The organism is Falsiroseomonas selenitidurans, from assembly GCF_012103215.1.
GTDB classification, from domain to species: Bacteria; Pseudomonadota; Alphaproteobacteria; order Acetobacterales; family Acetobacteraceae; genus Falsiroseomonas; species Falsiroseomonas selenitidurans.
Genome location: NZ_JAAVNE010000002.1, coordinates 1 through 24,360 on the forward strand (window position 1 = coordinate 1; position 24,360 = coordinate 24,360).

Sequence of the window (24,360 nt, forward strand, 5' to 3'; positions counted from 1 at the left end):
CGCCGTCCCCGGCGCGCGAGACGGCGCAGCCCGCAAGGCGCCCCGCGGCCAGCGCGACGAGGGCGGCGGAATCGGCCGAGGTGGCGTGGATCGCGTCGCAGCCGTGGCGGTGCGCAATCGCCGCCACCTGCCGGCCGAGCCGCAGCACCAGCCGGGCGGGCAGGGCGCCCTGCGCCAGGGCCAGCCGTGCCGCCCGTGCCTCGCCCAGCGCGCGGCGGGCGGCCGATTGACGGGCCGGCGGCCGGATCGGGGCCAGGCTGGGGGGCAGCGGGCCATCGGGCAGGTCGAGCCGCGCCGCCTCCGTTGCGAGCAGCAGGCGGAGCACCGGGCGGCCCAGGCCGCGCAGCGCCTCGGCTTCCTCCTGCGCCGCGGCGCCGGGCGGCGGGAAGCGGTCTTCGCCGGCCATGGCCAGCAGCAGCAGCGGCGGGGCGCCTGGCTGCAGCGCGGGGAATGCGGCGGGGGTCGTGGCGTCGAACGGCATGGTCCGGTCTCCCGGGTGCGGGGGCACCCGGCCGCCACAACGCATCCGCTGTGCCAGCCATGCGGCGGCATTCTGCGACGAATGCGGCATGCGCCGCCCCATCCCGGCCGCATCCGCCTGCCATTCAGGCCGGCACGGGGCAATTCCTTCACCGCGCTCTTGCAGAATGCGAGGCGGATTGCCGGCCCGCCGCATGCAGAGGAGCGGGGGCGGCTTCCCCCGGGGCCGCAGGTTGCAGATCGAGAGGCATTCCGTGTCACCCCAACCCAGGCTCAGCGTCGTCATTCCGGCCCGCAACGCGCTGCGGTGGCTGCCCGGTGCCATCGCTTCCATCGGCTCCATGGCGGCGATGGAGGTGCTGGTGGTCGATGACGGGTCGGAGGATGGCACGGCCGACTACCTGCGCGGCATCGCCGCCGGCGACCGCCGCATCCGCCCGCTTTCCACCGCGCGCATCGGCCCGGCAGCGGCGCGCAATGCCGGCCTGGCCGTGGCGCAGGCGCCGCTGGTGGCCTTCCTGGACGCCGATGACCGCTGGCGGCGCGGCAAGCTGGCGGCGCAGATGGAACTGCACCGGCTGTTCCCCGAGATCGGCTTCTCCTTCACCGACCACCGCCGCTTCTCGGAAGACGGCGCGGAGCTGGCGCAGGGCTTCGCCCGCTGCGGCCAGTTCGCCGCACGCCACGTCATGCGCCGGGAAGGCTTCGTGCTGGAAGCGGACGCCCAGGCGGCGATCTATGCCGAGCCGGTGGTCGCCACCTCCACCGTCATGGCACGGACCGCCCTGCTGCGGGCGGTGGGCGGCTTCAACCAGCAGCTCGACCGGTCCGAGGATTGGGATCTGTGGCTGCATCTGGCCGCCTGCGCGCCGGTGGGCTGCCTGCCGAAGCCGCTGACCGACCGCCTGGTGCGGGCCGTGGCGCCGGAGGGGCCGGAAGGCCTGGCCCGGCGTGCCGCGCGGCGCCGGGTGGCGGAAGCCTATGCGCCGTCCGTCAGCCTGCTGGACGAGGAGGCGCTGCGGCTGTGCCGCACCAGCCAGCTGGCGCTGGAAGCCGATGGCGCGGCGCTGGCCGGGCGGCGGGTGCGCGCGGCGATGCTGCGGCTGTCCGCCTTCGCCCAGCAGCCCAGCCGCACCATGGTGCGCGCCGCCGCCTGGGACCTGTTCGGCATGCGTGGCCGCCCGGCGGCCGAAATGGCCTCCCCCCGGGTCGCCGAACTGCCGTTCCGCGCCCCATGATCGGGCAGCCCGAAGCTGCCGATGCGGCGACCGGTCGATGGCCGTTCGGATGCGTTGACCCCGTGGCCCTGCAATGCGAGAGGTGCAAGGTGAGTGCCATCGACCCAGAGATCGCCGGACAGCTGGCGTCGGATCTGCCGCGCGAGGATTTCGTGCGTATTCTGCGCACCTTCGAGGATGACCTCGGGCGGCTGGCGCGGATGCTGGAGGCTGCGGTCGCGGCGGGCGACCAGGATGGCTATCGCCGCGCCGCGCACAGCCTGGCGGGGGCCGCCGCCGCGGTCGGTGCGCGCCGGCTGGAACAGGTGGCGCGGGTGGCGATGGATCACCGCAGCAATGCCGATCCGCGCGCCCTGGCGGTGCAGGTCCGTCACGAGGCCGGAGCGGCGCTGGCGGAACTTTCCGCCCTCGCGGCCGACCCGCCCGGGTCCCACTAGGGTCGCATGGCAGGGCCGGCGGCGCGGGTCCTGATCGTCGAGGACACGCCGACCCAGGCCGAGGTGGCCCGTGCCCTGCTGCGCGACCTCGGCCACGAGATCCGCATCGCGGAGACCGGCGGCGCGGCGCTGGAAATCGGCCTCGCCTGGCGGCCCGACGCCATCCTGATGGACCTGGAACTGCCGGATTTCTCCGGCTTCGAGACCATGCGCCGGCTGCGCGCCCAGGGGGTGGAGGCGGCGATCATCGTCGTCACCGTGCATGGCAGCGTGAACCATGCGGTGGAGGCGATGCGCGAGGGCGCCGTCGACTTCATCGTCAAGCCCTTCGCCAAGACCCGGCTGACCGTGACGCTGGAGAACGCGCTGGAGAAGCGCGCCCTGGCGACCGAACTGCGCGAGGTGAAGGCGCAGCTCAGCCGCGACCGCTTCTTCAGCTTCATCGGTGCCTCGCCGGCCATGCAGGCGGTCTACCGCACCATCGAAAGCGTGGCGGCGAGCAAGGCGAATGTGTTCATCACCGGCGAAAGCGGCACGGGCAAGGAATTGGCGGCGGATGCCGTGCACCGCGCCAGCCCGCGCCGGGCGCGGCCCTTCGTCGCGCTGAACTGCGGCGCCATCCCGCGCGACCTGCTGGAATCGGAAATCTTCGGCCATGTGAAGGGCGCCTTCACCGGCGCCACGGACACCCGCCTGGGCGCGGCGAAGCTGGCCGATGGCGGCACGCTGTTCCTCGACGAGATCGGTGAGATGCCACTCGAGATGCAGGTGAAGCTGCTGCGCTTCGTGCAGACCGGCGCCTTCCAGCCGGTCGGCGCCTCGCGGCCCGAGAAGGTGGATGTGCGCATCGTCTCCGCCACCAACCGCGACCCCTGGGCCGAGGTGGAGGCCGGTCGGTTCCGCGAGGATCTGTACTACCGGCTGTATGTCGTGCCGCTGGACCTGCCGCCGCTGCGCGATCGCGGCCCCGACGCGCTGCTGATCGCGCGCCATTTCCTGGCCGCCTATGCGCAGGAGGAAGGCAAGCGCTTCCGCGGCTTCGCGCGGGAGGCGGAGCAGGCGCTGGCGGCCTATGGCTGGCCCGGCAATGTGCGGCAATTGCAGAATGTGGTGCGCAACATCGTCGTGCTGCATGACGGGGAGCGGGTGGAGCGCTTCATGCTGCCGCCGATGCTGCTGCGCGGCGCGGCCCCCCGCCCGCCGCCGGCCGAGCCCGTCCCGCCCGAGGTGACGCCCCAGCCCACGCACGGGCCCGCGCCCGCCCCGCCCTGGCCGGCCGAGGCTGCGCTGCCCTGGCCGGACCCGGCGCCGGTCGCCCAGCCGCCCGCTGCGGCGGCGGAGCCTGCGCCGCCGCCGCCCTTGGCCTCCCCTTGGGCCTCCCCTTGGGCCTCCCCTGGGGCCTCGCCCGGGGCCTCCCCCTGGGCCCCGCCGCAGGAGGCAGAGGCCTTCCAGCCGCTGGCCGAGATCGAGAAGCGCTACATCCTGGCGGCGCTGGACCATGTGGCGCAGGACGTGCCGCGCGCCGCGGCGCTGCTCGGGATCAACCCTTCGACCATCTATCGCAAGCTACAAGCGTGGCGGGCACAGGAAACTTCCGCCCCCCGTTGAACTTCGGGCAGGATGCCCGCCCGCCATGGCGGACAGCGCAAGGAGATGTGCATGGATATGATGCGGACCCTGGCGGACCATTCGATCCGCCGGGCGCTGAGCTTCGCCGGCCTGGGCGTGGTCACGCTGATGCTGGCGCTTTCCTACGACCTGCCGCTGGCGCTGCGCACCGGCGGCAACCTTCTGGCCCTGGTCTGCCTGGGCCTGCTGTTCGCCGCCTGGCGGGCGCCGCGCCGCAACCTGCGGCGCAGCGAGTTGTGGTCGCTGCTGCTGGAACATGCCGCGCCGCTGGCCCGCAGCCTGCCGGCGGCCGAGGCGCAGCGCCTGATGTCGTCGACGCTGCGCCAGCGCCTGGTCTGGCACGCGGATTCCGTGGGCCGCGTGGCGCTGGCGCTGTGGGTGGTGGCCATGCTGCTGGCGCTGGTCAACGGCTGAAGCCAGGGCGGCCTGCCGGGGGCGCGCTTCAGGCCGGCGTGGTGCGGTCGCCCTCGCCCAGCGCGCGCTGCATGAACACCACATCCACCCAGCGGCCGAACTTCATGCCCGCGGCCTTCAGCACGCCCGCCTGGCGGAAGCCGAGCGAAACGTGCAGGCCGATGGAACCCACATTCTCGGAATCGCCGATCACCGCCAGCATCTGCCGGAAGCCGCAGGCTGTGGCGCGCTGCAGAAGCACCTCCACCAGCGCCTTGCCGACGCCCTGGCCGCGCACGTCGTCGCGCACATAGATCGCGTTCTCGGCACAGAAGCGGTAGGCGGAGCGGTCGCGGAACTGGGCGAAATAGGCGTAGCCGATGACCTTCCCCTCCTGCTCCGCCACCAGCCAGGACCAGCCGGCATCCTGCACCCGCGCCATGCGCGCGGCCATCTCCGCTGTGTCGGGCGGCACCTCCTCGAAGGTGCCGGTGCCCACCTGCACATGATGGGCGTAGATCGCCGTGATGGCCGGCAGATCGGCAGCGGTGGCGTCGCGGATCAACATCGGGCCTCGGCTTCCAGGCAGCACTATTCCCACGATTAGAGCATTTCGGCGCGGGGCGGTATGGCCCGCGCCGGCTGAAATTTCGGCAACCGACGCGTCAGGCGGCGAGGCCGGCGGGGAGCCGCCGCAGGCGGCCCAGCAGCAGATCCACCTCCGCCGCCGTGTGGTAAAGGCCGAAGCCGAAGCGCAGGCGGCTGCCGCGGCGGTCCGTCACGATGCCGGCCTCCGCCAGGCGGCGCTGCCAGGCTTCCGCATCCGCCAAGTCGAAGACCAGGAAGTTGCCGCGGCGCGGATCCTCCAGCGGCACCACCAGGCGGTCCGCCGGCAGCGCGGTGCCGGCCAGCCCTGCCACGAAACGCTGTTGCAGCGCCAGGGCGTGGCGGTGGATCTCGGCCGGGCCGATGCCCAGCCCCTCCAGCCAGCGCATCACCGCCGCCAGCCGGTACAGGCCGGAAGGGTCGAAGGTGGCACCCATGAAGCGCCAGCCATCCGCCGCGTAGGGCACGCCGCCCTGCGGGCCGGCCAGGCTGCCGAAGGCGGCATACCAGCCGGTGGCGCGCGGCCGCGGCAGCCAGCCGGGCGGGCAGTGCAGGAAGGCCGCGCCCTCGCCGGCCATGGCGTATTTGTAGCCCCCGGCGGTGTAGAAGGCGCGCCCGGCCAGCGGGCCGAGATCGACGGGGCGGGCCATGAAGGCGTGGTAGCCATCGATCACCAGCGCGGCCTCCCCGGCCGCTTCGGCGAGCGCGACCAGGCCTTCCAGCGCCTGGCCGGAGGCGAAGAACACCTCGCTGACCCAGATCAGGTCGAACCCTGCCGTGGCGGCCGCCACCAGCCGGGGCAGGCAGGCGGCCCCCGGTTCGCTGGGCACCCGGGTCACCGCCACCAGCCCCTCCTCCTCCAGCCGGGCCAATTGGCGGGCCAGGGAGTGGAATTCGCCATCCGTGGTCAGGATGCGCGGCGGCCGCCCGGTGGGCAGGGCCGAGAGGATGCGCAGGATGAAGTCATGCGTGTTGCCGGCGAAGACGATGCTGGCCGGGTCCGGCAGGCCGAGATGCCGCGCCACATGGCCGCGGCAGCGTTCCAGCAGCTGGCCCAGCACCGCGTCCCACTTGTCGTCCTGCAGGCGGGCGGCCTCGTCCCAGGCGGCCAGCTGCGCGTCCCGGCTCACATCCGGCCAGGGGTGGTGGCTGTGCGCCGCGAAATGCAGGCGGTGCGGGTCGGCGCCCAGGAAACGGGCGAAATGCGGGCGCAGGTCGAGCATGCGCTTTCATGTGGCCGGCGCCGGGCCGCCGTCTAGACTGGCGCGCCGGATCGGAGGTCGGGATGGTCGAGGGCGCGGAGACGGATTTCAGCCGGAAGATGAGCTACGCCGACTATCTCGGGCTGGATCGCCTGCTGGCGGCGCAGAACCCGCGCAGCGGCCAGCATGACGAGATGCTGTTCATCGTCATCCACCAGGTGCAGGAGCTGTGGCTGAAGCTGATGGCGCATGAGCTGGACCTGGCGATGGCGCATCTCCGCGCCGACGACCTCGCCCCTGCCTTCAAGGCCATGGCCCGGATCAGCCGCATCCAGCGCCAGCTGGTGGAGGCGTGGGACGTGCTGACCACGCTGACGCCGCATGACTACCTGGCGTTCCGGGAGAGCCTCGGCGCTTCCTCCGGCTTCCAATCCTGGCAGTACCGGCTGATCGAGTACCGGCTGGGCAGCCGGGAGGGCTTCATGATGCGCCCGCACGCGCATCGGCCCGAGATCATGGCGACGCTCCGCGCGGCCTTCGAGGCGCCTTCCCTGTATGACGAGGCGCTGCGTCTGCTGCACCGGCGCGGCCTGCCGGTGCCGGCGGCGGTGGTGGCGCGGGACGTTCAGGCGGCGCATGTGGCGGACCCGGCGGTGGAGGCGGCCTGGGCCAGGGTCTACCGCGACGCGGCGGCGCATTTCGACCTGTACGAGCTGGCCGAGGAGCTGGTGGACCTGGAGGATGCCTTCCAGACTTGGCGCTTCCGCCACATGCGGACGGTGGAGCGCATCATCGGCCACCGCGCCGGCACCGGCGGCAGTGCCGGCGTCTCCTACCTCAAGGGGGTGCTGGAGCGCCGCTTCTTCCCGGAACTGTGGTCGGTGCGGACCAGCCTGTGACGCGCCGGCTTGACCTGGCGCAAGGACGGCGGGGGGCGGGGGCGCTACAGGCCGGGACATGCTCGCGAATTGTCTGCACGACCTGACGGCGCTGGGCCCGGACGGGCTCGGCGCCATGATGCTCACCATGCTGCTGGCCGGGCTGGCCGGCGGGCTGACCCATTGCGCCGGCATGTGCGCCCCCTTCGTCATGGCCCAGGCCAGCACCGGGGTCGGTGCCGGGGCGGGCATGGTGGCGCGGCTGGCCGGGGCGGCGCTGCTGCCCTACCAGGCCGGGCGGATGCTGGGCTACGGGCTGCTGGGCGCGGTGGCGGGCGCCAGCGCGGGGGCGATCAGCCAGGTCACGGGCCTGCGCCAGGTGCTGGCGGCGCTGCTGCTGCTGGCGGCGCTGCTGATGGCCCGCCAGGCGCTGGCCCGGCTGCCGGCGGGCTGGCGCGCCCGGCTGCCCTGGGCCGGGCGCGGCGACCCGGCCCGGCCACGGCCCCCGGCGGAACCCTCGCTCCTCATGCGGTCGGTGGCCCGGCTGCTGGCGCGGCCGGGCGGCTGGAATGGCGTCGGGCTGGGGCTGCTGCTCTCCGGCCTGCCCTGCGGGCTCCTTTATGCCGCGCTGGCCGGGGCGGGGGCGACCGGCAGCGCCCTGGCCGGTGGCCTGGCCATGCTGGCCTTCACGCTCGGCACGGTGCCGGCGCTGGTCGGCGTGGCGCTGCTGGGCCGGCTGTTCCTGCGCGGCCGCGGCCCGATGACCCAGGCGGTGGGCGGCGTGCTGTTCCTGGTGAACGCAGCCCTGCTGGCGGCGATGGCGGTGCGCCTGGCCGCCTGAGGCGATGCGCCGGACGGTTTCGCCTTCCTGCCCCGGCGTCGCCGGGCGGTTCCGGTGGCGATCGCGCGCCAGCAGCAGGAGAGGCCGGAAAGGCCGGGCACCGAACCGCGCCGGCATTGACGCGATCTCAACCGGGACCTGCGCCTGCTGTCGCCGCACCAGGATGGGCAATGCGCATGTCTGTGTCGGTCAGCGGCACGGTCCCGGACACGATCTTCGAGAATGCGGCACCGGGCGACTGGGTCGGCCATGTCGCCTTTCCGGTGGGCGTGCTGGGCGCCGGCATCGCCGGGCCGGATTCCGCCTATTTCACCGCCAGCTTCAACTTCGCGCTGCGCATCCTGACCATCCGTCCGGCCATCGTCTTCGACGCCGAGGCCTTCCCGCCCGGCCACACCTTCCGGCTGGACCTGATCGTCCGCGTCGGCAGCAGCTGGAGCGTGCTGAAGACCGCCTACCCGATCACCCTCCTCGACCTGGATGACACGCCGCCGCAGGATCTGCGCTTCGCCGCCGGCGGCGTGGTGCTGGCCAATGATGTGGGGGGGGAGATCGGCGAGCTGGCGGCGGAGGACCCGGACAGCCCGGGGCCGCTGACCTTCCGCGTCGCCTGGCCGGATTCCGCCTTCTTCGAGGTGGCGGGCCGGACGCTGCGCCTGCGCCAGGGCGTGGACCTGCAGGGCCAGGCCGGGGTGCGGGAGGTGGCGATCGAGGTCTCGGACGGCCGCAACGACGCCGCCTTCCTGCTGCCGGTCACCATCCTGCAGCCCGGGCCGGCCGCGCCCTATGCGGTGCAGGATGGCAGCATCCTTGCCGATACGCTGACCGGCAGCGCCGCGGCGGATGCGATCTTCGCCCATGCCGGGGCGGATCTGGTCCTGGGCCTGGCGGGGGCGGACAGCCTTTCCGCCGGCGCCGGCGACGACACGATGGAGGGCGGGGAGGGTGCCGACACCCTCCGGGGCCAGGACGGCCGCGACCGGCTGCAGGGCGCCGCCGGCGCGGACCGGCTGTATGGCGACGCTGGCGACGACTGGCTGACCGGCGGGGAGGGCGATGACCGCGTCGATGGCGGGGAAGGCGCGGATACGCTGGATGGCGGCGCCGGCAATGACTGGCTCATCGGCTGGCGGGGCGACGACGTCTATCTGCTGCGCAGCGCCGGCCAGGTGGCGATCGAGCAGCCGGGCCATGGGATCGACGAGGTGGTGGTGAGCTGGAGCCTGGCCATGCCGGCGGCGGTGGAGCGTATCCGCTTCCGCTACGGGGCCGGCGACCTGGTGGGCGTGGGCGGCGCGGGCGCCGACACCATCCTGGGCAATGACGGCCACAACACGCTGAGCGGCGGGGCGGGGGTGGACCGGCTGGAAGGCGGACCCGGCCATGACCTGCTGCTGGGCGAGGCGGGCGCCGACTCGCTGCTGGGCGGCGACGGCAACGACACGCTGCACGGCGGTGAGGGCGCGGAGGCCGGCTACCTGTCCGGCGAGGCGGGGCACGACAGGCTGGAGGGCGGGGCGGGGGCGGACACGCTGCTGGGCGGCGCCGGCGCCGATGTGCTGCTGGGCGCCGCCGCGGCCGACAGCCTGGACGGCGGCGCCGAGGACGATCTGCTGGCCGGCGGGGAGGGCGATGACAGGCTCTCCGGGGCGGAGGGCAACGACCTGCTGACCGGCGGCGCAGGCGCCGACCGCCTTGCCGGCGATGCCGGGGCCGACACGCTGCTGGGCGGGGAGGGTTCGGACCTGCTGCAGGGCGGCACCGGGGCGGACCTGCTGGAGGGCGGGGCGGGGGCGGACACGCTGGAGGGCGGGCCGGGCACGGACCGCCTGCAGGGCGGCGCGGGGGACGACCTGCTGCGCGGCGGCGGCGGCACGGGCGACGTGCTGCGCGGCGACGACGGCGCGGACACGCTGGACGGCGCGGCCGGCGACCGCCTGCCCGCCCTGCTGCTCGGCGGGCCGGGGGACGACCTGTTCTGGATCGATTCCCGCGCCGACCAGGTGGTGGAGGCGGCGGGGTCCGGCCAGGACACGGTCTGGGCGATCCTCAGCGGCGGCGGCACCGAGCTGCCGGCGCAGGTGGAGGACCTGGTGCTGATGGGCGCCGCCCTGTTCGGCCGCGGCAACGGGCTGGGCAACCGGCTCACCGGCAACGGGCAGGACAATCTGCTGCTGGGGGAGGCGGGGTCCGATACGCTGCAGGGCGGCCTGGGCGACGATACGCTGGGCGGCGGGGCGGGCGCGGACCGCTTCATCCTGGATTCCAGCGCCGGCATCGACACGGTGCTGGACTTCACCCCCGGGCTGGACCGCCTTCTGGTGCCGGCCACGGGCTTCCCCGGCCGGGCGGACGCCCTGGCGGCGCTGCGGGCTGTCTCGGTGGGCAGCTTCCTGCCGCTGGGCAGTGGTGGCGTGGTGCTGCCCGGCCTGGACCCCGCGGCCTTCCGGGCGAGCGATTTCGACCTGTTCTGATCAGCGCACCAGGTCGCGATAGGCATGCCAGGTGGCATGGCCCACCAGCGGCAGCACCAGCGCCAGGCCCAGGAAGAAGGGAACCAGCGCCATGGCAGTGAACACCACGATCAGCCCGGCCCACAGCGCCATCGCCCGCCAGTTCAGCAGCGTGACGCGGAAGGAGGTGACGATCGCCTCCACCACCGAGATGTCGCGGTCCACGATCATCGGGATGGCGACGACGGACATGGCGAAGGCGACGCAGGCAAGCGCGAAGCCGAAGCCGGTGCCGACGATCAGGAAGGGCAGCAGCTGGTCCGACCGCAGCAGGGCCATGGGCAGCATCTCGATCGCCGGGGAGAAGCCCAGGCCGAAGAAGACGGCGAAGAGCAGCCCGGCAATGCGCACCCAGAACAGGTGCAGCAGCAGCAGCGCCGCCCCCATCAGGGCAAGCTGGGCGCCGTTGCGGCGGAAGCCGCCCAGGCACAGCAGGAAGCTCACCGGCTCCCCGGCCTCACGCCGCCGGCTGGCCTCGTACAGCCCGGCGCCGATCAGGGGGGCCACCAGAAAGAACCCGGCGGTGGCCGGCAGCACCGCCCAGGCCACGCCGGCCGACAGCAGCAGGCCGGTCAGCAGCCAGCCGGCGGCGACCACGGCGGCACCGTAGAGGAAGCCGATATGCGGCAGCGCCATCAGGTCCAGCCAGCCGGCCGCCAGCCAGACCCAGGGCCGGTCCGGCGGGACGGGGCCCACCAGCGCCGGGCTCGTCGCAGGCACGGGGGATGCGGACACGTCTTGCATGCGGCTTCGCTTCGTTTCCGGGGTGTTTCCTCGGGCCAGAATACGCGCGGCGGCGACCGCGGCAATTGATCCGCATCAAGGACGCGAAGCCTCCAAGCGCGTCATCTGCGGCCTGCACACCGGCCAGATTCCGCGACCCCGGTGTGGCGAGGGGAGAGTATTGCCATGGCTGCAGCAGGCTACGCCGCGAACCTGGCCGGACCGGCCGTGGTGCCGCGGTCCGAGCCCTATGTGGAGGCCCCTGTCAGGGCCTTCGCGATCGCAACCGTCTTCTGGGGGGTGGCCGGATTCCTGGTGGGCGTGCTGATCGCATCGCAGCTCGCCTGGCCGCTGCTCAACCTCGATCTCGAATGGACGACCTTCGGCCGGCTGCGGCCGGTGCACACCTCCGCCGTGATCTTCGCCTTCGGCGGCAATGCGCTGATCTGCACCAGCCTCTACGTGGTGCAGCGCACCTGCCGGGCGCGCCTGTTCGGCGGCGACCAGATGGGCTGGTTCCTGTTCTGGGGCTACCAGTTCTTCATCGTCGCGGCCGCGCTGGGCTACGTCTTCGGCGTGACGCAGGGCAAGGAATATGCCGAGCCCGAGTGGTTCGTGGACCTGTGGCTGACCGTGGTCTGGGTGCACTACCTGGTGGCCTTCGGCGGCACGATCCTGAAGCGCGAGGAGCCGCACATCTATGTGGCGAACTGGTTCTACCTCGCCTTCATCGTCACCGTGGCGATGCTGCACATCGTCAACAACCTGGCGCTGCCGGTCACGCTGGGCCATGCGAAGAGCTACGGCCTCGCCTCCGGCGTGCAGGATGCGATGATCCAGTGGTGGTACGGCCACAACGCGGTGGGCTTCTTCCTGACCGCCGGCTTCCTCGGCATGATGTACTACTTCATCCCGAAGCAGGCGGACCGGCCGGTCTATTCCTACCGGCTGTCCATCGTGCACTTCTGGTCGCTGATCTTCCTCTACATCTGGGCCGGCCCGCACCACCTGCACTACACCGCGCTGCCCGACTGGGCGCAGACGCTCGGCATGGTGTTCAGCGTGATGCTGTGGATGCCGTCCTGGGGCGGCATGATCAACGGGCTGATGACGCTGTCCGGCGCCTGGGACAAGCTGCGCACCGACCCCGGCCTGCGCTTCTCCGTCACCGCCGTCGGCTTCTACGGCATGTCCACCTTCGAAGGGCCGGTGATGTCGATCAAGGCCGTGAACGGCCTGTCGCACTACACCGACTGGACCATCGGCCATGTGCATTCCGGCGCCATGGGCTGGGTCGGCTTCATCACCTTCGGCGCGCTGTACTGGCTGTTCCCGAAGCTGTGGAACAAGCGGGCGCTGTACAGCCAGAAGCTGGTGTCCTGGCACTTCTGGATCGCGACCATGGGCATCGTGCTCTACATCACCGCGATGTGGGTCTCGGGCATCCTGCAGGGCCTGATGTGGCGCGCCTATGACGAGCTGGGCTTCCTGCAATACGCCTTCATCGAGAGCGTGGCGGCGATGCACCCCTACTACGTGATCCGCATGATGGGCGGCGTGCTTTACCTGACCGGTGCGCTGATCATGGTCTTCAACCTGTGGATGACGGTGACCCGCACCGAAGCGGCGGATGCGCTGCCGGTGCCGGCCCAGGGCGGCGCCGCCCCCATCCCCGCCCCGGCCGAGTAAGGAGAGCCACGATGCGCTGGTTCAATCACGGAACGATCGAGCGAAACCTGATCCTGATGGGCGTGCTCACGCTCATCACCGTCTCCATCGGCGGCCTGGCGCAGATCGTGCCGCTGTTCACGGTGGAAAGCACGATCGAGCGCGTGGAGGGCGTGCGGCCCTACACGCCGCTCGAGCTCAGCGGGCGCGACATCTATGTCCGCGAAGGCTGCTACCTGTGCCACAGCCAGATGGTGCGGCCCTTCCGCGACGAGCTGGAACGCTACGGCCACTACAGCCTGGCGGCGGAGAGCATGTACGACCACCCGTTCCAGTGGGGCTCGAAGCGCACCGGGCCGGATCTGGCGCGCGTCGGCGGCCGCTACTCGGATGACTGGCAGGCGGCGCATCTGCGCAGCCCGCGCGCCGTGGTGCCGGAAAGCGTCATGCCGCCCTACGCCTTCCTCGACCGGCCGCTGAACTACACGGACATCGCCGAGCGGCTGCGGGCGCAGGCGGCGGTCGGCGTGCCCTACACGCCGGAGATGATCGCCCATGCGCGCGCCGACCTGGAAGCCCAGGCGCGGCCGGAGGCGGACCCCACCGGCTTCGCCGGCCGCTACGCCCGTGCCCGCCAGGGCGCCTTCGACGGCGATGCGGGCGTGGTGACGGAGATGGATGCGCTGGTCGCCTATCTGCAGATGCTCGGCACGCTCGTCCGCTTCAGCGACGTGACGCCCGAACAGCTGCGTCAGCAGTGAGGAGCACGGTGATGGACCTGGTCTCTCTGCAACCTGTCTTCTCCACCCTCTGGGTGGTCTGGTTCTTCGTTCTCTTCATCGGAATCCTGCTGCGTGTCCTGGCGCCCAGGCGGCGCCAGGAATTCGAGCAGGCCGGGCAGATCCCGTTCCGTGAAGACCTACCCGCCCGCCGGCGCTGAGGAGTCCCAGCAAATGCCTACCAAGATCGAGAAGGACAGCCTCACCGGCCAGGAGACCACCGGGCATGAGTGGGACGGGCTGAAGGAGCTGAACACGCCGCTGCCGAAGTGGTGGCTGTACACCTTCTATGCCTGCATCGCCTTCGCCGCCGTCTGGGTCGTCATCTATCCCGCCTTCCCGTTCCAGGGCGCCACCGGCCTGTCCGGCTGGATCGCCCGCGAAGCGGTGGTGGAACAGCAGCAGGCGGCGCAGGCGCGCATGGCGCCGATGATGGACCGCGTGCGGGAGGCGACGCCGGAGCAGATCGCGGCAGACCCGGAACTGCGCGCCTTCGCGGTGGCCGGCGGGCGCATCGCCTTCGCCAACAACTGCGCCGCTTGCCATGGCGCGGGCGGCCAGGGCGCGGTGGGCGGCTTCCCCTCGCTGGCCGATGACGAATGGATCTGGGGCGGCACGCATGACGCGATCCGCGCCACCATCACCCACGGCATCCGCGCCGGCGAAAGCGAGGAGGAGCGCGTCAGCATGATGCCGCGCTTCCTGGCGGACGGCGTGCTGACCGCGGCGCAGGTGGGCGACGTGGCGGAACACGTGCTGTCGCTGTCCGGCCGCGCCACCGATGCGGCGTCCGCCGCGCGCGGCGTGGAGCTGTTCGCCGAGAACTGCGCCGCCTGCCATGGCGAGCGGGGCGAGGGCAACCGGGATGTCGGCGCGCCCAACCTGTCCGACCGCATCTGGCTGTATGGCGGCGAGAAGCGCGACATCATGCGCAGTGTCTCCTACAGCCGCGGCGGCGTGATGCCGGCCTGGGGCCCGCGCCTGGATCCCGCCGTGGTCAACATGCTGACCATCTACGTCCACGCCCTCGGCGGCGGCGAGAACTGACGGCGACGGAGTGAAAGCCGGGTCATGAGCACCATCCAGCCCCCCAACCGCCTGCGCCCCGCCCCCGCGGCGCCGGCTGCGGCCCAGCCGCTCTACGCCAGCCGCCAGAAGGTCTATCCGAAGGCGGTGGGCGGCACGGTGCGCCGTGCCAAATGGGCGGTGCTCATCCTGTGCCTGGCGGCCTACTACATCGTGCCCTGGCTGCGCTGGGACCGCGGGCCGGGGGCGCCGGACCAGGCGGTGCTGGTGGATCTGGCGCATGGCCGGCTGTTCTTCTTCTTCATCGAGATCTGGCCGCAGGAGGTGTACTTCCTGACTGGCCTGCTGGTGCTGGGCGCCATCGGGCTGTTCGTGGCCACCAGCCTCTTCGGCCGCGTCTGGTGCGGCTTCGCCTGCCCGCAGACGGTCTGGACCGACCTGTTCATGTGGGTGGAACGGCTGATCCAGGGCGACCGGAACGAGCGCATGCGGCTCGACAAGGCGCCGTGGTCCTGGGCGAAGGCGCGCAAGAAGGGGCTGACCCATGCCGCCTGGCTGCTGATCGCGGCGGCCACCGGCGGCGCCTGGATCATGTATTTCAACGACGCGCCGACGGTGACGGTGGACTTGCTGACCGGTGGCGCCTCCACCGAGGTGTATTTCTTCTTCGCCCTGTTCTCCGGCACCACCTATCTGCTGGCCGGCTGGGCGCGGGAACAGGTCTGCACCTACATGTGCCCCTGGCCGCGCTTTCAGGCCGCGATGCTGGATGAGAACTCGCTTGTCGTCACCTATCGCGACTGGCGCGGGGAGCCGCGGGGCAAGGCCAAGGAAGATGGCGTCGGCGACTGCGTCGACTGCCATGCCTGCGTCAATGTCTGCCCGACCGGGATCGACATCCGCGATGGCCAGCAGCTGGAATGCATCGGCTGCGGCCTCTGCATCGATGCCTGCGACGACATCATGAAGCGGCTGGATCGCCCGAAGGGGCTGATCGCCTTCGAGACGCTGGCCAACCTGGCGGCTTCCACCGCCGCCACGCGCGCGCTGCCGCCGGCGCCCACGCGCTGTGGTGCCGGCATGGCGGTGCGCCGCACGCCGCGCTTCATCCGCCCGCGCACGCTGCTCTACGCGGCGATGCTGACGGCAGTGGCCGGGGTGATGCTGGGGGCGATGGTGCTGCGGCAGACCGTGACGCTGTCCGTGCTGCGCGACCGCGCGCCGCTGTTCGTCGCGCTGTCCGATGGCGCGGTGCGCAACGCCTTCACGCTGAAGATCGCCAACAAGGACCGCGAGAGCCCGGCGCTGGTGCTGGACCTGGTCTCTCCCCAGCCCCTGCAGGTGCAGGTGCAGGAGGCCGCGCCGCTGGGCGGGAACCGCTTCCGCGTCACCACGCGCGCCGACGGCATCACGCAATGGCGGGTGCTGGCGACCCGGCCGGCGGATGCGGCCCCGCGCGAGACCATGGACATCACCTTCCGCCTGCTGGACGCGCAGGGCAGGGTGGTGGTCACCGAACACAGCGTCTTCCTGGGGCCAAGGCGATGAGCGACATTCTGGCGAACGAGGCGGCGCGGCGCAGCCGGTGGATCCCCTGGGTCTTCGTCGGCGGGATGGCGCTGGTGGTGGTGGTGAATGCGGGGCTGATCTTCGCCTCCATCTCCACCTTCACCGGGGTCACCGTGGGCCATTCCTACGACCGGGGCCGCACCTACAACCATGTGCTGGATGCCGCCGCGCGGCAGGCGGCACTGGGCTGGCAGGGGCGCGTCACGCTGCGCGACGGCGTGCTGGACGTGCAGGTGGTGGACCGCGCCGGCGCGCCGGTGGCCGGGCAGATGACCGGCCTGCTGCTGCGCCCGCTGCAGGGCACGGAACTGCCGCTGGTGTTCCGCGCCACCGGCCCGGGCCATTTCGAGGCCCAGGCCGCGCCGCCTTTGCCCGGGCAGTGGGAGGCGCGGCTGCGCCTGACAGCCGCGGGCGGCGCGGTGTTCGACCTCCGCCAGCGGGTCCAGGCGCCATGACCAGCCAGGCCGCCGCGCCCGCGCGCTTCGTGCCGGAGCCCGTCGGCCTGTCGCGCGCCGAATGCGCGCATTGCGGCGCGGGCCTGGCGCCGGGCCAGGGCGCCTTCTGCTGCCATGGCTGCGCCGGCGCGCATGCGCTGGTGCGCGGCCTGGGGCTGGATGCCTTCTACCGCCGCCGCGACATGGCGGCCGGCACGCTGCGCCCGCCGGAAAGCCCGCCCGCCTTCGATGCCGAATCCCTGGCGGTGGCGCTGCCGGACGGCACGCACCGGCTGGAACTGATGCTGAGCGGGCTGAGCTGCGGCGCCTGCGTCTGGCTGGTGGAACAGGCCCTGGCGGCGGAATCCGATGTGCTGCGCGCCCGCGCCAGCCTCTCCGCCCGCCGGCTGACCATCGTCTGGCGCGGGCCGGCGGCGCGGGGGCGCGACCTCGCGGCGCTGGTCGCCCGGCTGGGCTTCCGCGTCGCCCCCTGGTCCCCGGCCTGCCTGCGCGCGGCGGAGGATGCGGAAGGCCAGGCGCTGGTTCGTGCCCTGGGCATCGCCGCCTTCGGCGCGATGAACGTGATGCTGGTCTCCGTCGCCGTCTGGGTCGGCGGCGACATGGGGGAGCAGACGCGCGCCCTGATGCACTGGCTGGCGGCGCTGATCGGCCTGCCCACCGTGCTGGTCGCCGGCATGCCCTTCTACCGTTCCGCCTGGCAGGCGGTGCGGGCAGGGCGGGCGAACATGGATCTCGCCGTGTCGCTCGGCGTGGTGGCGACCACGGCGATGAGCCTGAGCGAGGCGTTCCGCAACGGCCCCTACACCTGGTTCGACGGCGCGACCGCGCTGCTGGCGCTGCTGCTGGCCGGAAGGGTGCTGGACCGCGGCATGCGGCGCCGCGCGCGCCAGGCGGTGGCGGAGCTGCTGGCGCTGCAGGAGGGCAGCGTGGCGCTGCTCTGCGCGGATGGCACCACCCGCGCCGTGCCGGCCGAAAGCGTGCAGGCCGGCGACCGCATCCTGCTGGCAGCCGGCGAACGCCTGCGGCTGGACGGGCGGTCGGCGGAGCCGGTGGTGCTCGACCTCAGCGCCACCACGGGCGAATCCGTGCCGCGCCATTTGCCGGCGGGGGAGGTGCTGCCGGCCGGCGCGGTGAACATGGGCCCGGCCTTCACGCTGCAGGTGACCGCGGCGCTGCGCGACGGCTCGCTGGCCGCGCTGGGGCGGCTGCTGGAACGGGCGGAGCAGGGCAAGGGGCGCTTCGTCTCCATCGCCGACCGCGCCGCCCGGCTCTATGTGCCGGTGGTGCATGCGGTGGCGGTGGCGACCTTCCTCGGCTGGTGGCTGGGCGTCGGCGTGGAATGGCAGGTGGCGCTGGTGCCGGCGGTAGCCGCGCTGATCGTCACCTGCCCCTGCGGCCTGGCCATCGCCGTGCCGGCGGTGCAGGTGGCGGCCGTCGGCGCGCTGTTCCGGCGCGGCGTGCTGGTGGCCTCCTCCACGGCGCTGGAGCGGCTGGCCAGCGCGGACCATGTGGTGCTGGACAAGACCGGCACCCTGTCCGAAGGCCATCCGGAGCTGGTGCCGAACCCGCTGCGCGACCCGGCGCTGCTGCGCCAGGCGGCGGGGATGGCGCGCGGCAGCCGGCACCCGCTCGCCCAGGCGCTGCTGCGCGCCTGCCCGGATGCGCCGGTTGAGGACGGGGTGGAGGAGGTGGCCGGCTACGGCCTGCGCAAGGGCGCGCTGCGCCTGGGCAGCGCGGTGTTCTGCGAGGTGGCGGAGCCGCTCGATTCGGGCATGAGCCTGTACCTGGCCCGCCCGGGGGAGGCGCCCGTCGCCTTCCACTTCACCGATCGCCTGCGGGCGGACGCCGCGGCGGTGGTGGCCGGGCTGCAGGCGCTGGGCCTGGAGACGGAGCTGCTCTCCGGCGATGCGCCCGGCAGCGTGGAGGCGGCGGCGCTGGCCACCCGGATCGGCCCCTGGCAGGCCCGCGCCACGCCGGCGGACAAGGCGGCGCGGGTGGAGGCGCTGCGCGCCGCCGGCAGCCGGCCGCTGATGGTGGGGGATGGCATCAACGACGCCGCGGCGCTGGCGCTGGCGCATGTCTCCGCCAGCCCGGCCAACGGCACGGACATCGCCCAGGCCACCTCCGACATCGTGCTGCGCGGCGACGGGCTTTCGGCCCTGCCCTATGCCATCACCGTGGCGCGGCGGGCGCAGCGGCTGGCGCGGCAGAACATCGCCTTCAGCCTGGCCTACAACATCGTCGCCGTGCCGGCCGCGGTGCTCGGGCTGGTGACGCCGCTGATCGCCGCGGTGGTGATGGCCAGCAGTTCCATCATCGTCATCCTCAACGCCCTGCGTGCGGGGAAGGAGGCTGCATCATGAATGCGCTGATCGTGCTGGTGCCGATGGCCCTGCTGCTCGGCCTGCTGGGGCTGGCGCTGTTCCTGTGGACGCTGCGCAGCCGCCAATACGAGGATCTGGACGGCGCCGCCGCCCGGATCCTGTTCGACGACCCACCCAAACACGGCCTGCCTGGAAAGGGAAAGCACCCATGATCTATTTCACCGGCCTCTCGGCCCTCATCGCCCTCATTGGCCTGGCCGCCGCCGCCGCGGCGCAGGACCCGGTGCTGTCCACCTTCGGCCTGGCGCTGTTCGGCTTCGGCGTGCTGTTCGGCCTGTTCCTGGTGAAGCAGCATTTCGACGCGCGGGACGCGGCGCGGCACTGAGACAACCGGCCCGGCGTCACGCCGGGACCGGCGACAATTCCTGCTTCAGCCGCCGCAGCGCGAAGCTGCTGCGGGTGTGGCGGATGCCGGGCAGGCGGTACAGGCGGTCGCGCAGCAGGCGTTCATAGCCCAGCGTGCCGCCGACCGCGGCCTTGATCATGTAGTCGTACTCGCCCGTCACCAGGTGGCATTCCAGCACCTCCGGAATGGCCTGCACCGCCTCCTCGAACCGGCGCAGGCTGTCCTCGTCGTGGCGTTCCATCATCACCTCGATGAACACCGTGTCCGGCAGGCCGAGCGCCGCCTGGTCCAGGATGGCGGCATAGCCCTGGATGATTCCGGCCTGTTCCAGCCGCTTCACCCGCGTCCAGCAGGGGGAGGCGGAAAGCCCCACCTCCTCCGCCAGTTCCGCATTGGTCAGCCGCCCCTTGCGCGCCAGGGTGCGGAGGATCCGTTTGTCGATCGCGTCCATGGCGGCAGTTTCTTCCGTTCTTTCGGCGATGCACAACAGAATTCGGAAAAGCTCCCTTGTGCATCCGGGCCATCCTTTCCAAGGTCTGCAACCTGCAGCGGGAGACGTCTCATGGGCAGCCTGCAACGCCCGGAAGCCAGCCTTGAGGACCGGTGGAACCTGGCCGGGGAGCCGGTGGTGCTGTCCGGCATCCAGGCGCTGGTGCGTCTGCCGCTGCTGCGCCGGCAACTGGACACCGCCCAGGGCTGGAACACGGCGGGCTATATCAGCGGCTATCGCGGCTCCCCGCTCGGCGGCTACGACCTGGAACTGGGCCGGCAGGCGGCCCGGCTGGCGGATGCGCAGGTGGTGTTCCAGCCCGGGCTGAACGAGGATCTGGCGGCGACCGCCATCTGGGGTTCGCAGCAGCTGGGCCTCGCCCCGGGCGCGCGGCATGATGGCGTCTTCGGCATCTGGTACGGCAAGGGGCCGGGGCTGGATCGCAGCGGCGACGTGCTGCGCCACGCCAATTCCGCCGGCACCGCGCCGCGCGGCGGCGTGCTGGCGCTGTCCGGCGACGATCCTTCCGCCAAATCCTCCACCGTCACCTCCGGCTGCGAGTTCAGCTTCCAGGATCTGGAAATCCCGCTGCTGGACCCGGCGGAGGTGGCGGAGGTGCTGGAATTCGGTCTGAAGGGCCTGGCCCTGTCGCGCTACGCCGGAACCTGGGCCGGGCTGAAATGCGTCGCGGAGACCATGGATGCCAGCCAGACGCTGCGCATCGACATGGCGGCCTTCGCCACCCAGGCGCCGGCGGATTTCACCCTGCCGGCGGAGGGCGTCTCCATCCGCCTGCCGGACACGGCGCTGCTGCAGGAACGCCGGCTGCGCCAGGTGAAGCTGCCGGCGGCGCTGGCCTTCGCCCGCGCCAATGGGCTGGACCGGATGGTGCTGGACAGCCCGGCGGCGCGCCTTGGTATCGCCGTGCGCGGCAAGGCCTTCGCGGCGCTGCGCCAGGTGCTGGCGGAGGCCGGCATCACACCGGAGCAGGCGCGCCGCCACGGGCTGCGGCTGTGGAAGGTGGGCCTCGCCTGGCCGCTGGACGCCGAAGGCGCGCGCGCCTTCGCCAGGGGGCTGGAGACGGTGCTGGTGATCGAGGATCGCCGCGCCTTCCTGGAGGTGCAGCTGCGCGATGCGCTCTACGGCCAGGCCCAGCCGCCGCGCATCCTCGGCAAGCGGGACGAGCAGGGCGCGCCGCTGCTGTCGGACCTCGCGGAGCTGGATACCGCGCAGATCCTGCGCGCCCTGGCGCCCCGCCTGCCGGAGGCGCTGCGCACGCCGCAACTCGCCGCCCGGCTGGCGGAGCTGGAGGCGCTGGAGCGGCAGGCGGCGGAGCCGCTGGCCGCGCGCGATCCCTTCTTCTGCCCGGGCTGCCCGCACAACACCTCGACGCGCGTGCCCGAAGGCTCCCGCGCCCTGGCCGGCATCGGCTGCCACTGGCTGGTGACCAAGATGCCGGAGCGCGAAAGCCTGCCCTTCACCCAGATGGGCGGGGAGGGGATGCCCTGGCTGGGCCAGATGGCCTTCACCGAGACGCCGCACATCTTCGCCAATATCGGCGACGGCACCTGGTCGCATTCCGGCAGCCTGGCGCTGCGCGCCGCGGTCGCCGCCAAGGCCACCATGACCTTCAAGGTGCTGGTGAACTCCGCGGTCGCGATGACCGGGGGCCAGCATGTGGAAGGCGAGGTGACGGTGCCGCGCATCGCCGCCCAGATCCGCGCGGAGGGCGTGGAGCGTATCGAGATCGTCGCCGACGACCCGGACCGGCACCGCGGCGATCCCACCCTGCCGCCCGGCATCGGCTTCCATCACCGCAGCGAACTGGATGCGGTGCAGCGGGCGCTGCGCGAGGTGAAGGGCGTGACGGCCCTGATCTACGACCAGGAATGCGCCACGGAACGCCGCCGCAAGCGCAAGCGTGGCACCGCCGCGGCGGCGCAGCGCCGCGCCGTGATCAACCCGCGGGTCTGCGAGGATTGCGGCGAATGCTCCCGCGTCTCCAACTGCATCGCGGTGGAACCGCTGGCCACCCCCTGGGGCCGGAAGCGCCGCATCGACCAATCCGCCTGCAACCAGGACCTGTCCTGCGTCGAGGCCTTCTGCCCCTCCTTCGTCACGCTGCTGGGCGCGGAGCCGGCGCGGCCGGGCAAGCCGGCGCTGCCCGGCGGCCCCCTGCCGGACCCGGTGCTGCCGGAGCCGGTGGACGGCATCGCCTGGAACATCCTGGTGGCCGGCGTCGGCGGGCAGGGGGTGACGGCGCTGGGTGCCATCCTGGCCATGGCCGCGCATCTCGATGGCCGGCCCAGCCGGTCCGTGGACACGCTGGGCTTCGCGCAGAAGGGCGGCGGCGTCTTCGTGCAGCTGCGCATCGGCCGGGCCGGCATGGCGGAGGACAGCATCCCCGCGCCGCGCATCGGCGCCGGCCAGGCGGACCTGCTGATCGCCTCGGACATGGTGGTGGCGCATGGGCGGGCGGCGCGGCCGATGCTGGCGCCGGGGCGCACGGCGGCGGTGCTGAACGCGGAGCTGGCGCCCACCGCGCAATTCGTCCGCGACACCGCCACGCGCTACGAGCCCGAGGCGATGCTGGCGAGCCTGGCCGCCGTCAGCCGCGCCGTCACCGCGCTGCCGGCGGCATCGCGCGTCGTCGCGGCGCTGGGGGATGCGATCTTCCTCAACATCTGGCTGCTGGGCCTGGCCTTCCAGCGCGGGCTGGTGCCAGTGGGCGCGGCGGCGCTGGAACGCGCCATCACGCTGAACGGCGCGCAGGTGGAGCGCAATCTGGCCGCCTTCACCCTCGGCCGGCATGCGGCGCTGGAGCCGGAGGCGGCGTGGCCGGGGGCGGAGACGCTGGCGGCGCTGGTGGAACGTTGCGCCGCGGACCTCACCGACTACCAGAATGCCGCCTATGCCCGGCGATACCGGGACGCCGTGGCGCGCATCGCGGCGGCGGAGGCGGCGGCGGTGCCCGGGGAGGGGCCGGGCGAGGGGCGGCTGGCGCGCGCGGTGGCGACGCAGCTGCACCGCCTGATGGCCTTCAAGGACGAGTATGAGGTGGCGCGGCTGCACAGCCTGCCGGACTGGCAGGCGCAGATCGCGCAGGGCTTCGCCGGCACGCGGCGGGTGGAGATGAACCTGGCGCCGCCGCTGCTCTCCCGCCCCGACCCGGCCACGGGCCTGCCGCGCAAGCACCGCTTCGGGCCCTGGATGCTGCGCGCCATGGGCTGGCTGCGGCATGGCAAGGTGCTGCGCTTCACGCCGCTGGATCCCTTCGGCCGCACCGAGGAACGGCGCGGGGAGCGGGCGCTGGCGGGGGAATACCTCGCCGCGCTGGAAGGCTTCCTGCCGCGCCTGTCGCCCGCCACCCATGCGGCGATCTGCGAATGGGCGGAGGCGGCCGCCGGCATCAAGGGCTTCGGCCCGGTGAAGGCGCGCAACCTGGCGGCGACGCGCGCCCGCTGGCAGGCCATCGCGGCCCGCCTATAGTCGCGGCGGGGGGAACCGACATGTCCGACACCGCCGTGGCCTTCGAACTGCCCGAGGCGACGCGCGAATTGCGCGAGACGGCGCTGGCCTTTGCCCGGGACAGGCTGGCGCCGCACGCCCTGGAATGGGACCAGACGCGGCACTTCCCGGTGGCGGTGATGCGGGAAGCCGCGGGCCTCGGCATGGCGGCGCTGTATGTGCGGGAGGAGAGCGGCGGCGCCGGGCTGACGCGGCTGGACGCGGCGGTGGTGTTCGAGGCGCTGGCCACCGGCTGCCCCACCGTCGCCGCCTTCCTGTCGATCCACAACATGGTCGCCTGGATGATCGACCGCTACGGCACCCCGGCGCAGCGCGCGGCCTGGCTGCCGCGGCTGATCCCGATGGAGGCCATCGCCAGCTACTGCCTGACCGAGCCCGGCGCCGGCAGCGATGCCGCGGCGCTGTCCACGCGGGCGCAGCGCGACAATGCCGGCTATGTGCTGGATGGCACCAAGCAGTTCATCAGCGGCGCCGGGGCGTCCGACCTGTACCTGACCATGGTGCGGACCGGCGGGCCGGGTCCTTCCGGCATCTCCGCCCTGCTGGTGCCGAAGGAAACGCCGGGCCTGTCCTTCGGCGCGAACGAGAAGAAGATGGGCTGGAACGCCCAGCCGACCCGGCAGGTGATCCTGGAGGCGGCGCGGGTGCCGGCGGAGGCGCTGCTGGGCGCGGAGGGGGAGGGGTTCCGCATCGCGATGAGCGGCCTGGATGGCGGAAGGCTGAACATCGGTGCCTGCAGCCTGGGCGGCGCCCAGGCGGCGCTGGAGACGGCCATCGCCCATGTGCGGGACCGCCGCGCCTTCGGTCGGGCGGTGGTGGAGTTCCAGGCGACGCAGTTCCGGCTGGCCGACATGGCGACGGAGCTGGAGGCGGCGCGCACCCTGCTGTGGCGCGCCTGCAGCCGGCTGGATGCGGGGGCGGCGGATGCCGGCGCCTGGTGCGCCATGGCCAAGCGCTTCGCGACGGATACCGGCAGCCGCGTGGCGGATGAGGCGCTGCAATTGCTGGGCGGCTATGGCTACCTGGCCGATTACGGCGTGGAGAAGATCGTCCGCGACCTGCGGGTGCACCGGATCCTCGAAGGCACCAACGAGATCATGCGCGTGATCATCGCGCGGCACCTGCTCGGCCGCGACGCGCCAGCGAAATGATTGGCCCGTGGGGCGGCGCAGGCG

At 72.7% G+C, this 24,360-nt stretch carries 22 protein-coding genes and 1 pseudogene; 18 read left to right on the forward strand and 5 right to left on the reverse strand.

The annotated features are described in order from the left end of the window. A pseudogene (locus HEQ75_RS01510) lies at window positions 1-481 on the reverse strand (hypothetical protein); the annotation flags it as partial. Between the two features lie 253 nt (window positions 482-734). Between HEQ75_RS01510 and HEQ75_RS01515 the strand changes: the two are divergent. From HEQ75_RS01515 to HEQ75_RS01530, 4 genes are all read left to right on the forward strand, one after another. Then, the gene (locus tag HEQ75_RS01515) at window positions 735-1,718 is read left to right on the forward strand and encodes a glycosyltransferase family 2 protein (RefSeq protein WP_168027157.1); all 984 of its coding nucleotides are present in this window, start codon (window positions 735-737) and stop codon (window positions 1,716-1,718) included. 89 nt (window positions 1,719-1,807) lie between these two features. Next, window positions 1,808-2,155 (forward strand): Hpt domain-containing protein, encoded by a 348-nt coding sequence (locus HEQ75_RS28675; protein ID WP_168027158.1) that lies wholly within the window; start codon window positions 1,808-1,810, stop codon window positions 2,153-2,155. 6 nt (window positions 2,156-2,161) lie between these two features. After that, window positions 2,162-3,763 carry a sigma-54-dependent transcriptional regulator gene (locus HEQ75_RS01525; protein WP_168027159.1) on the forward strand — a complete coding sequence of 534 codons (1,602 nt, stop codon included), beginning with the start codon at window positions 2,162-2,164 and terminating at the stop codon, window positions 3,761-3,763. 51 nt (window positions 3,764-3,814) lie between these two features. Further along, window positions 3,815-4,198, forward strand: a complete 384-nt coding sequence (locus tag HEQ75_RS01530; RefSeq protein ID WP_168027160.1) for a hypothetical protein — start codon at window positions 3,815-3,817, stop codon at window positions 4,196-4,198. Window positions 4,199-4,226: 28 nt separating this feature from the next. Here HEQ75_RS01530 and HEQ75_RS01535 read toward each other — a convergent pair whose 3' ends face one another. Further along, window positions 4,227-4,745, reverse strand: a complete 519-nt coding sequence (locus tag HEQ75_RS01535; RefSeq protein WP_168027161.1) for a GNAT family N-acetyltransferase — start codon at window positions 4,743-4,745, stop codon at window positions 4,227-4,229. A 97-nt stretch (window positions 4,746-4,842) separates the two neighbouring features. Further along, window positions 4,843-6,006, reverse strand: a complete 1,164-nt coding sequence (locus tag HEQ75_RS01540; RefSeq protein WP_168027162.1) for an aminotransferase class V-fold PLP-dependent enzyme — start codon at window positions 6,004-6,006, stop codon at window positions 4,843-4,845. 62 nt (window positions 6,007-6,068) lie between these two features. On the opposite strand from HEQ75_RS01540, the gene kynA reads away from it, so the two are divergent. The 3 genes from kynA to HEQ75_RS01555 all read left to right on the forward strand — a co-directional run bounded on the left by kynA (window position 6,069) and on the right by HEQ75_RS01555 (window position 10,178). Continuing rightward, window positions 6,069-6,884, forward strand: a complete 816-nt coding sequence (gene kynA / locus HEQ75_RS01545) for a tryptophan 2,3-dioxygenase (RefSeq protein WP_235961184.1) — start codon at window positions 6,069-6,071, stop codon at window positions 6,882-6,884. Between the two features lie 58 nt (window positions 6,885-6,942). Further along, complete coding sequence (locus HEQ75_RS01550) at window positions 6,943-7,704, forward strand: urease accessory protein UreH domain-containing protein (RefSeq protein ID WP_168027164.1); 762 nt, start codon at window positions 6,943-6,945, stop codon at window positions 7,702-7,704. Window positions 7,705-7,880: 176 nt separating this feature from the next. Further along, complete coding sequence (locus HEQ75_RS01555) at window positions 7,881-10,178, forward strand: calcium-binding protein (RefSeq protein WP_168027165.1); 2,298 nt, start codon at window positions 7,881-7,883, stop codon at window positions 10,176-10,178. Here the strand turns inward: HEQ75_RS01555 and HEQ75_RS01560 are convergent, their stop codons facing one another. After that, window positions 10,179-10,952: a DUF2189 domain-containing protein gene (locus HEQ75_RS01560; RefSeq protein ID WP_328733242.1), complete on the reverse strand. Its 774-nt coding sequence runs from the start codon at window positions 10,950-10,952 to the stop codon at window positions 10,179-10,181. 174 nt (window positions 10,953-11,126) lie between these two features. On the opposite strand from HEQ75_RS01560, the gene ccoN reads away from it, so the two are divergent. From ccoN to HEQ75_RS01605, 9 genes are read left to right on the forward strand one after another with little or no spacing between them, the layout of a single operon-like run. Beyond that, window positions 11,127-12,629, forward strand: coding sequence for a cytochrome-c oxidase, cbb3-type subunit I (gene ccoN / locus HEQ75_RS01565; protein ID WP_168027167.1), 1,503 nt, complete (start codon window positions 11,127-11,129; stop codon window positions 12,627-12,629). 11 nt (window positions 12,630-12,640) lie between these two features. Next, complete coding sequence (gene ccoO, locus HEQ75_RS01570) at window positions 12,641-13,369, forward strand: cytochrome-c oxidase, cbb3-type subunit II (RefSeq protein ID WP_168027168.1); 729 nt, start codon at window positions 12,641-12,643, stop codon at window positions 13,367-13,369. Between the two features lie 11 nt (window positions 13,370-13,380). After that, window positions 13,381-13,548, forward strand: a complete 168-nt coding sequence (locus HEQ75_RS01575; RefSeq protein ID WP_168027169.1) for a cbb3-type cytochrome oxidase subunit 3 — start codon at window positions 13,381-13,383, stop codon at window positions 13,546-13,548. Window positions 13,549-13,561: 13 nt separating this feature from the next. Then, entirely contained in the window at window positions 13,562-14,434 is an 873-nt protein-coding gene (ccoP, locus tag HEQ75_RS01580) for a cytochrome-c oxidase, cbb3-type subunit III (protein WP_168027170.1), read from the forward strand. Between the two features lie 24 nt (window positions 14,435-14,458). Beyond that, window positions 14,459-15,961, forward strand: a complete 1,503-nt coding sequence (gene ccoG / locus HEQ75_RS01585) for a cytochrome c oxidase accessory protein CcoG (RefSeq protein WP_168027171.1) — start codon at window positions 14,459-14,461, stop codon at window positions 15,959-15,961. Beyond that, the gene (locus HEQ75_RS01590; protein WP_168027172.1) at window positions 15,958-16,437 is read left to right on the forward strand and encodes a FixH family protein; all 480 of its coding nucleotides are present in this window, start codon (window positions 15,958-15,960) and stop codon (window positions 16,435-16,437) included. Before ccoG ends, HEQ75_RS01590 begins: the two co-directional genes overlap by 4 nt. Continuing rightward, a complete protein-coding gene (locus tag HEQ75_RS01595) occupies window positions 16,434-18,800 on the forward strand; it encodes a heavy metal translocating P-type ATPase (RefSeq protein WP_168027173.1) in 2,367 nt (788 codons plus the stop codon). The genes HEQ75_RS01590 and HEQ75_RS01595 overlap by 4 nt, the downstream gene beginning before the upstream one ends. Next, window positions 18,797-18,973, forward strand: a complete 177-nt coding sequence (gene ccoS / locus HEQ75_RS01600) for a cbb3-type cytochrome oxidase assembly protein CcoS (RefSeq protein WP_168027174.1) — start codon at window positions 18,797-18,799, stop codon at window positions 18,971-18,973. Before HEQ75_RS01595 ends, ccoS begins: the two co-directional genes overlap by 4 nt. Then, window positions 18,970-19,146 carry a hypothetical protein gene (locus HEQ75_RS01605; RefSeq protein ID WP_168027175.1) on the forward strand — a complete coding sequence of 59 codons (177 nt, stop codon included), beginning with the start codon at window positions 18,970-18,972 and terminating at the stop codon, window positions 19,144-19,146. The genes ccoS and HEQ75_RS01605 overlap by 4 nt, the downstream gene beginning before the upstream one ends. Window positions 19,147-19,162: 16 nt before the next feature. Here HEQ75_RS01605 and HEQ75_RS01610 read toward each other — a convergent pair whose 3' ends face one another. After that, window positions 19,163-19,618, reverse strand: a complete 456-nt coding sequence (locus HEQ75_RS01610; protein ID WP_168027176.1) for an Lrp/AsnC family transcriptional regulator — start codon at window positions 19,616-19,618, stop codon at window positions 19,163-19,165. Between the two features lie 111 nt (window positions 19,619-19,729). Between HEQ75_RS01610 and HEQ75_RS01615 the strand changes: the two genes are divergently transcribed. Together HEQ75_RS01615 and HEQ75_RS01620 are read left to right on the forward strand one after the other, a co-directional pair. Further along, entirely contained in the window at window positions 19,730-23,146 is a 3,417-nt protein-coding gene (locus HEQ75_RS01615) for an indolepyruvate ferredoxin oxidoreductase family protein (RefSeq protein WP_168027177.1), read from the forward strand. A gap of 20 nt (window positions 23,147-23,166) precedes the next feature. Next, complete coding sequence (locus HEQ75_RS01620) at window positions 23,167-24,336, forward strand: acyl-CoA dehydrogenase family protein (protein WP_168027178.1); 1,170 nt, start codon at window positions 23,167-23,169, stop codon at window positions 24,334-24,336. Window positions 24,337-24,360 lie beyond the last annotated feature (24 nt).

Bases quoted from the DNA above. Each gene is read 5' to 3' on its own strand.
- ccoG (WP_168027171.1), top strand. From the start codon at position 14,459: ATGAGCACCATCCAGCCCCCCAACCGCCTGCGCCCCGCCCCCGCGGCG.
- ccoP (WP_168027170.1), top strand. From the start codon at position 13,562: ATGCCTACCAAGATCGAGAAGGACAGCCTCACCGGCCAGGAGACCACC.
- HEQ75_RS01550 (WP_168027164.1), top strand. From the start codon at position 6,943: ATGCTCGCGAATTGTCTGCACGACCTGACGGCGCTGGGCCCGGACGGG.
- HEQ75_RS01540 (WP_168027162.1), bottom strand. From the start codon at position 6,006: ATGCTCGACCTGCGCCCGCATTTCGCCCGTTTCCTGGGCGCCGACCCG.
- HEQ75_RS01610 (WP_168027176.1), bottom strand. From the start codon at position 19,618: ATGGACGCGATCGACAAACGGATCCTCCGCACCCTGGCGCGCAAGGGG.
- HEQ75_RS01525 (WP_168027159.1), top strand. From the start codon at position 2,162: ATGGCAGGGCCGGCGGCGCGGGTCCTGATCGTCGAGGACACGCCGACC.
- HEQ75_RS01605 (WP_168027175.1), top strand. From the start codon at position 18,970: ATGATCTATTTCACCGGCCTCTCGGCCCTCATCGCCCTCATTGGCCTG.
- HEQ75_RS01575 (WP_168027169.1), top strand. From the start codon at position 13,381: ATGGACCTGGTCTCTCTGCAACCTGTCTTCTCCACCCTCTGGGTGGTC.
- HEQ75_RS01555 (WP_168027165.1), top strand. From the start codon at position 7,881: ATGTCTGTGTCGGTCAGCGGCACGGTCCCGGACACGATCTTCGAGAAT.
- ccoS (WP_168027174.1), top strand. From the start codon at position 18,797: ATGAATGCGCTGATCGTGCTGGTGCCGATGGCCCTGCTGCTCGGCCTG.
- ccoN (WP_168027167.1), top strand. From the start codon at position 11,127: ATGGCTGCAGCAGGCTACGCCGCGAACCTGGCCGGACCGGCCGTGGTG.
- HEQ75_RS01595 (WP_168027173.1), top strand. From the start codon at position 16,434: ATGACCAGCCAGGCCGCCGCGCCCGCGCGCTTCGTGCCGGAGCCCGTC.
- HEQ75_RS01615 (WP_168027177.1), top strand. From the start codon at position 19,730: ATGGGCAGCCTGCAACGCCCGGAAGCCAGCCTTGAGGACCGGTGGAAC.
- kynA (WP_235961184.1), top strand. From the start codon at position 6,069: ATGGTCGAGGGCGCGGAGACGGATTTCAGCCGGAAGATGAGCTACGCC.
- ccoO (WP_168027168.1), top strand. From the start codon at position 12,641: ATGCGCTGGTTCAATCACGGAACGATCGAGCGAAACCTGATCCTGATG.
- HEQ75_RS01530 (WP_168027160.1), top strand. From the start codon at position 3,815: ATGGATATGATGCGGACCCTGGCGGACCATTCGATCCGCCGGGCGCTG.
- HEQ75_RS01590 (WP_168027172.1), top strand. From the start codon at position 15,958: ATGAGCGACATTCTGGCGAACGAGGCGGCGCGGCGCAGCCGGTGGATC.
- HEQ75_RS01620 (WP_168027178.1), top strand. From the start codon at position 23,167: ATGTCCGACACCGCCGTGGCCTTCGAACTGCCCGAGGCGACGCGCGAA.
- HEQ75_RS01535 (WP_168027161.1), bottom strand. From the start codon at position 4,745: ATGTTGATCCGCGACGCCACCGCTGCCGATCTGCCGGCCATCACGGCG.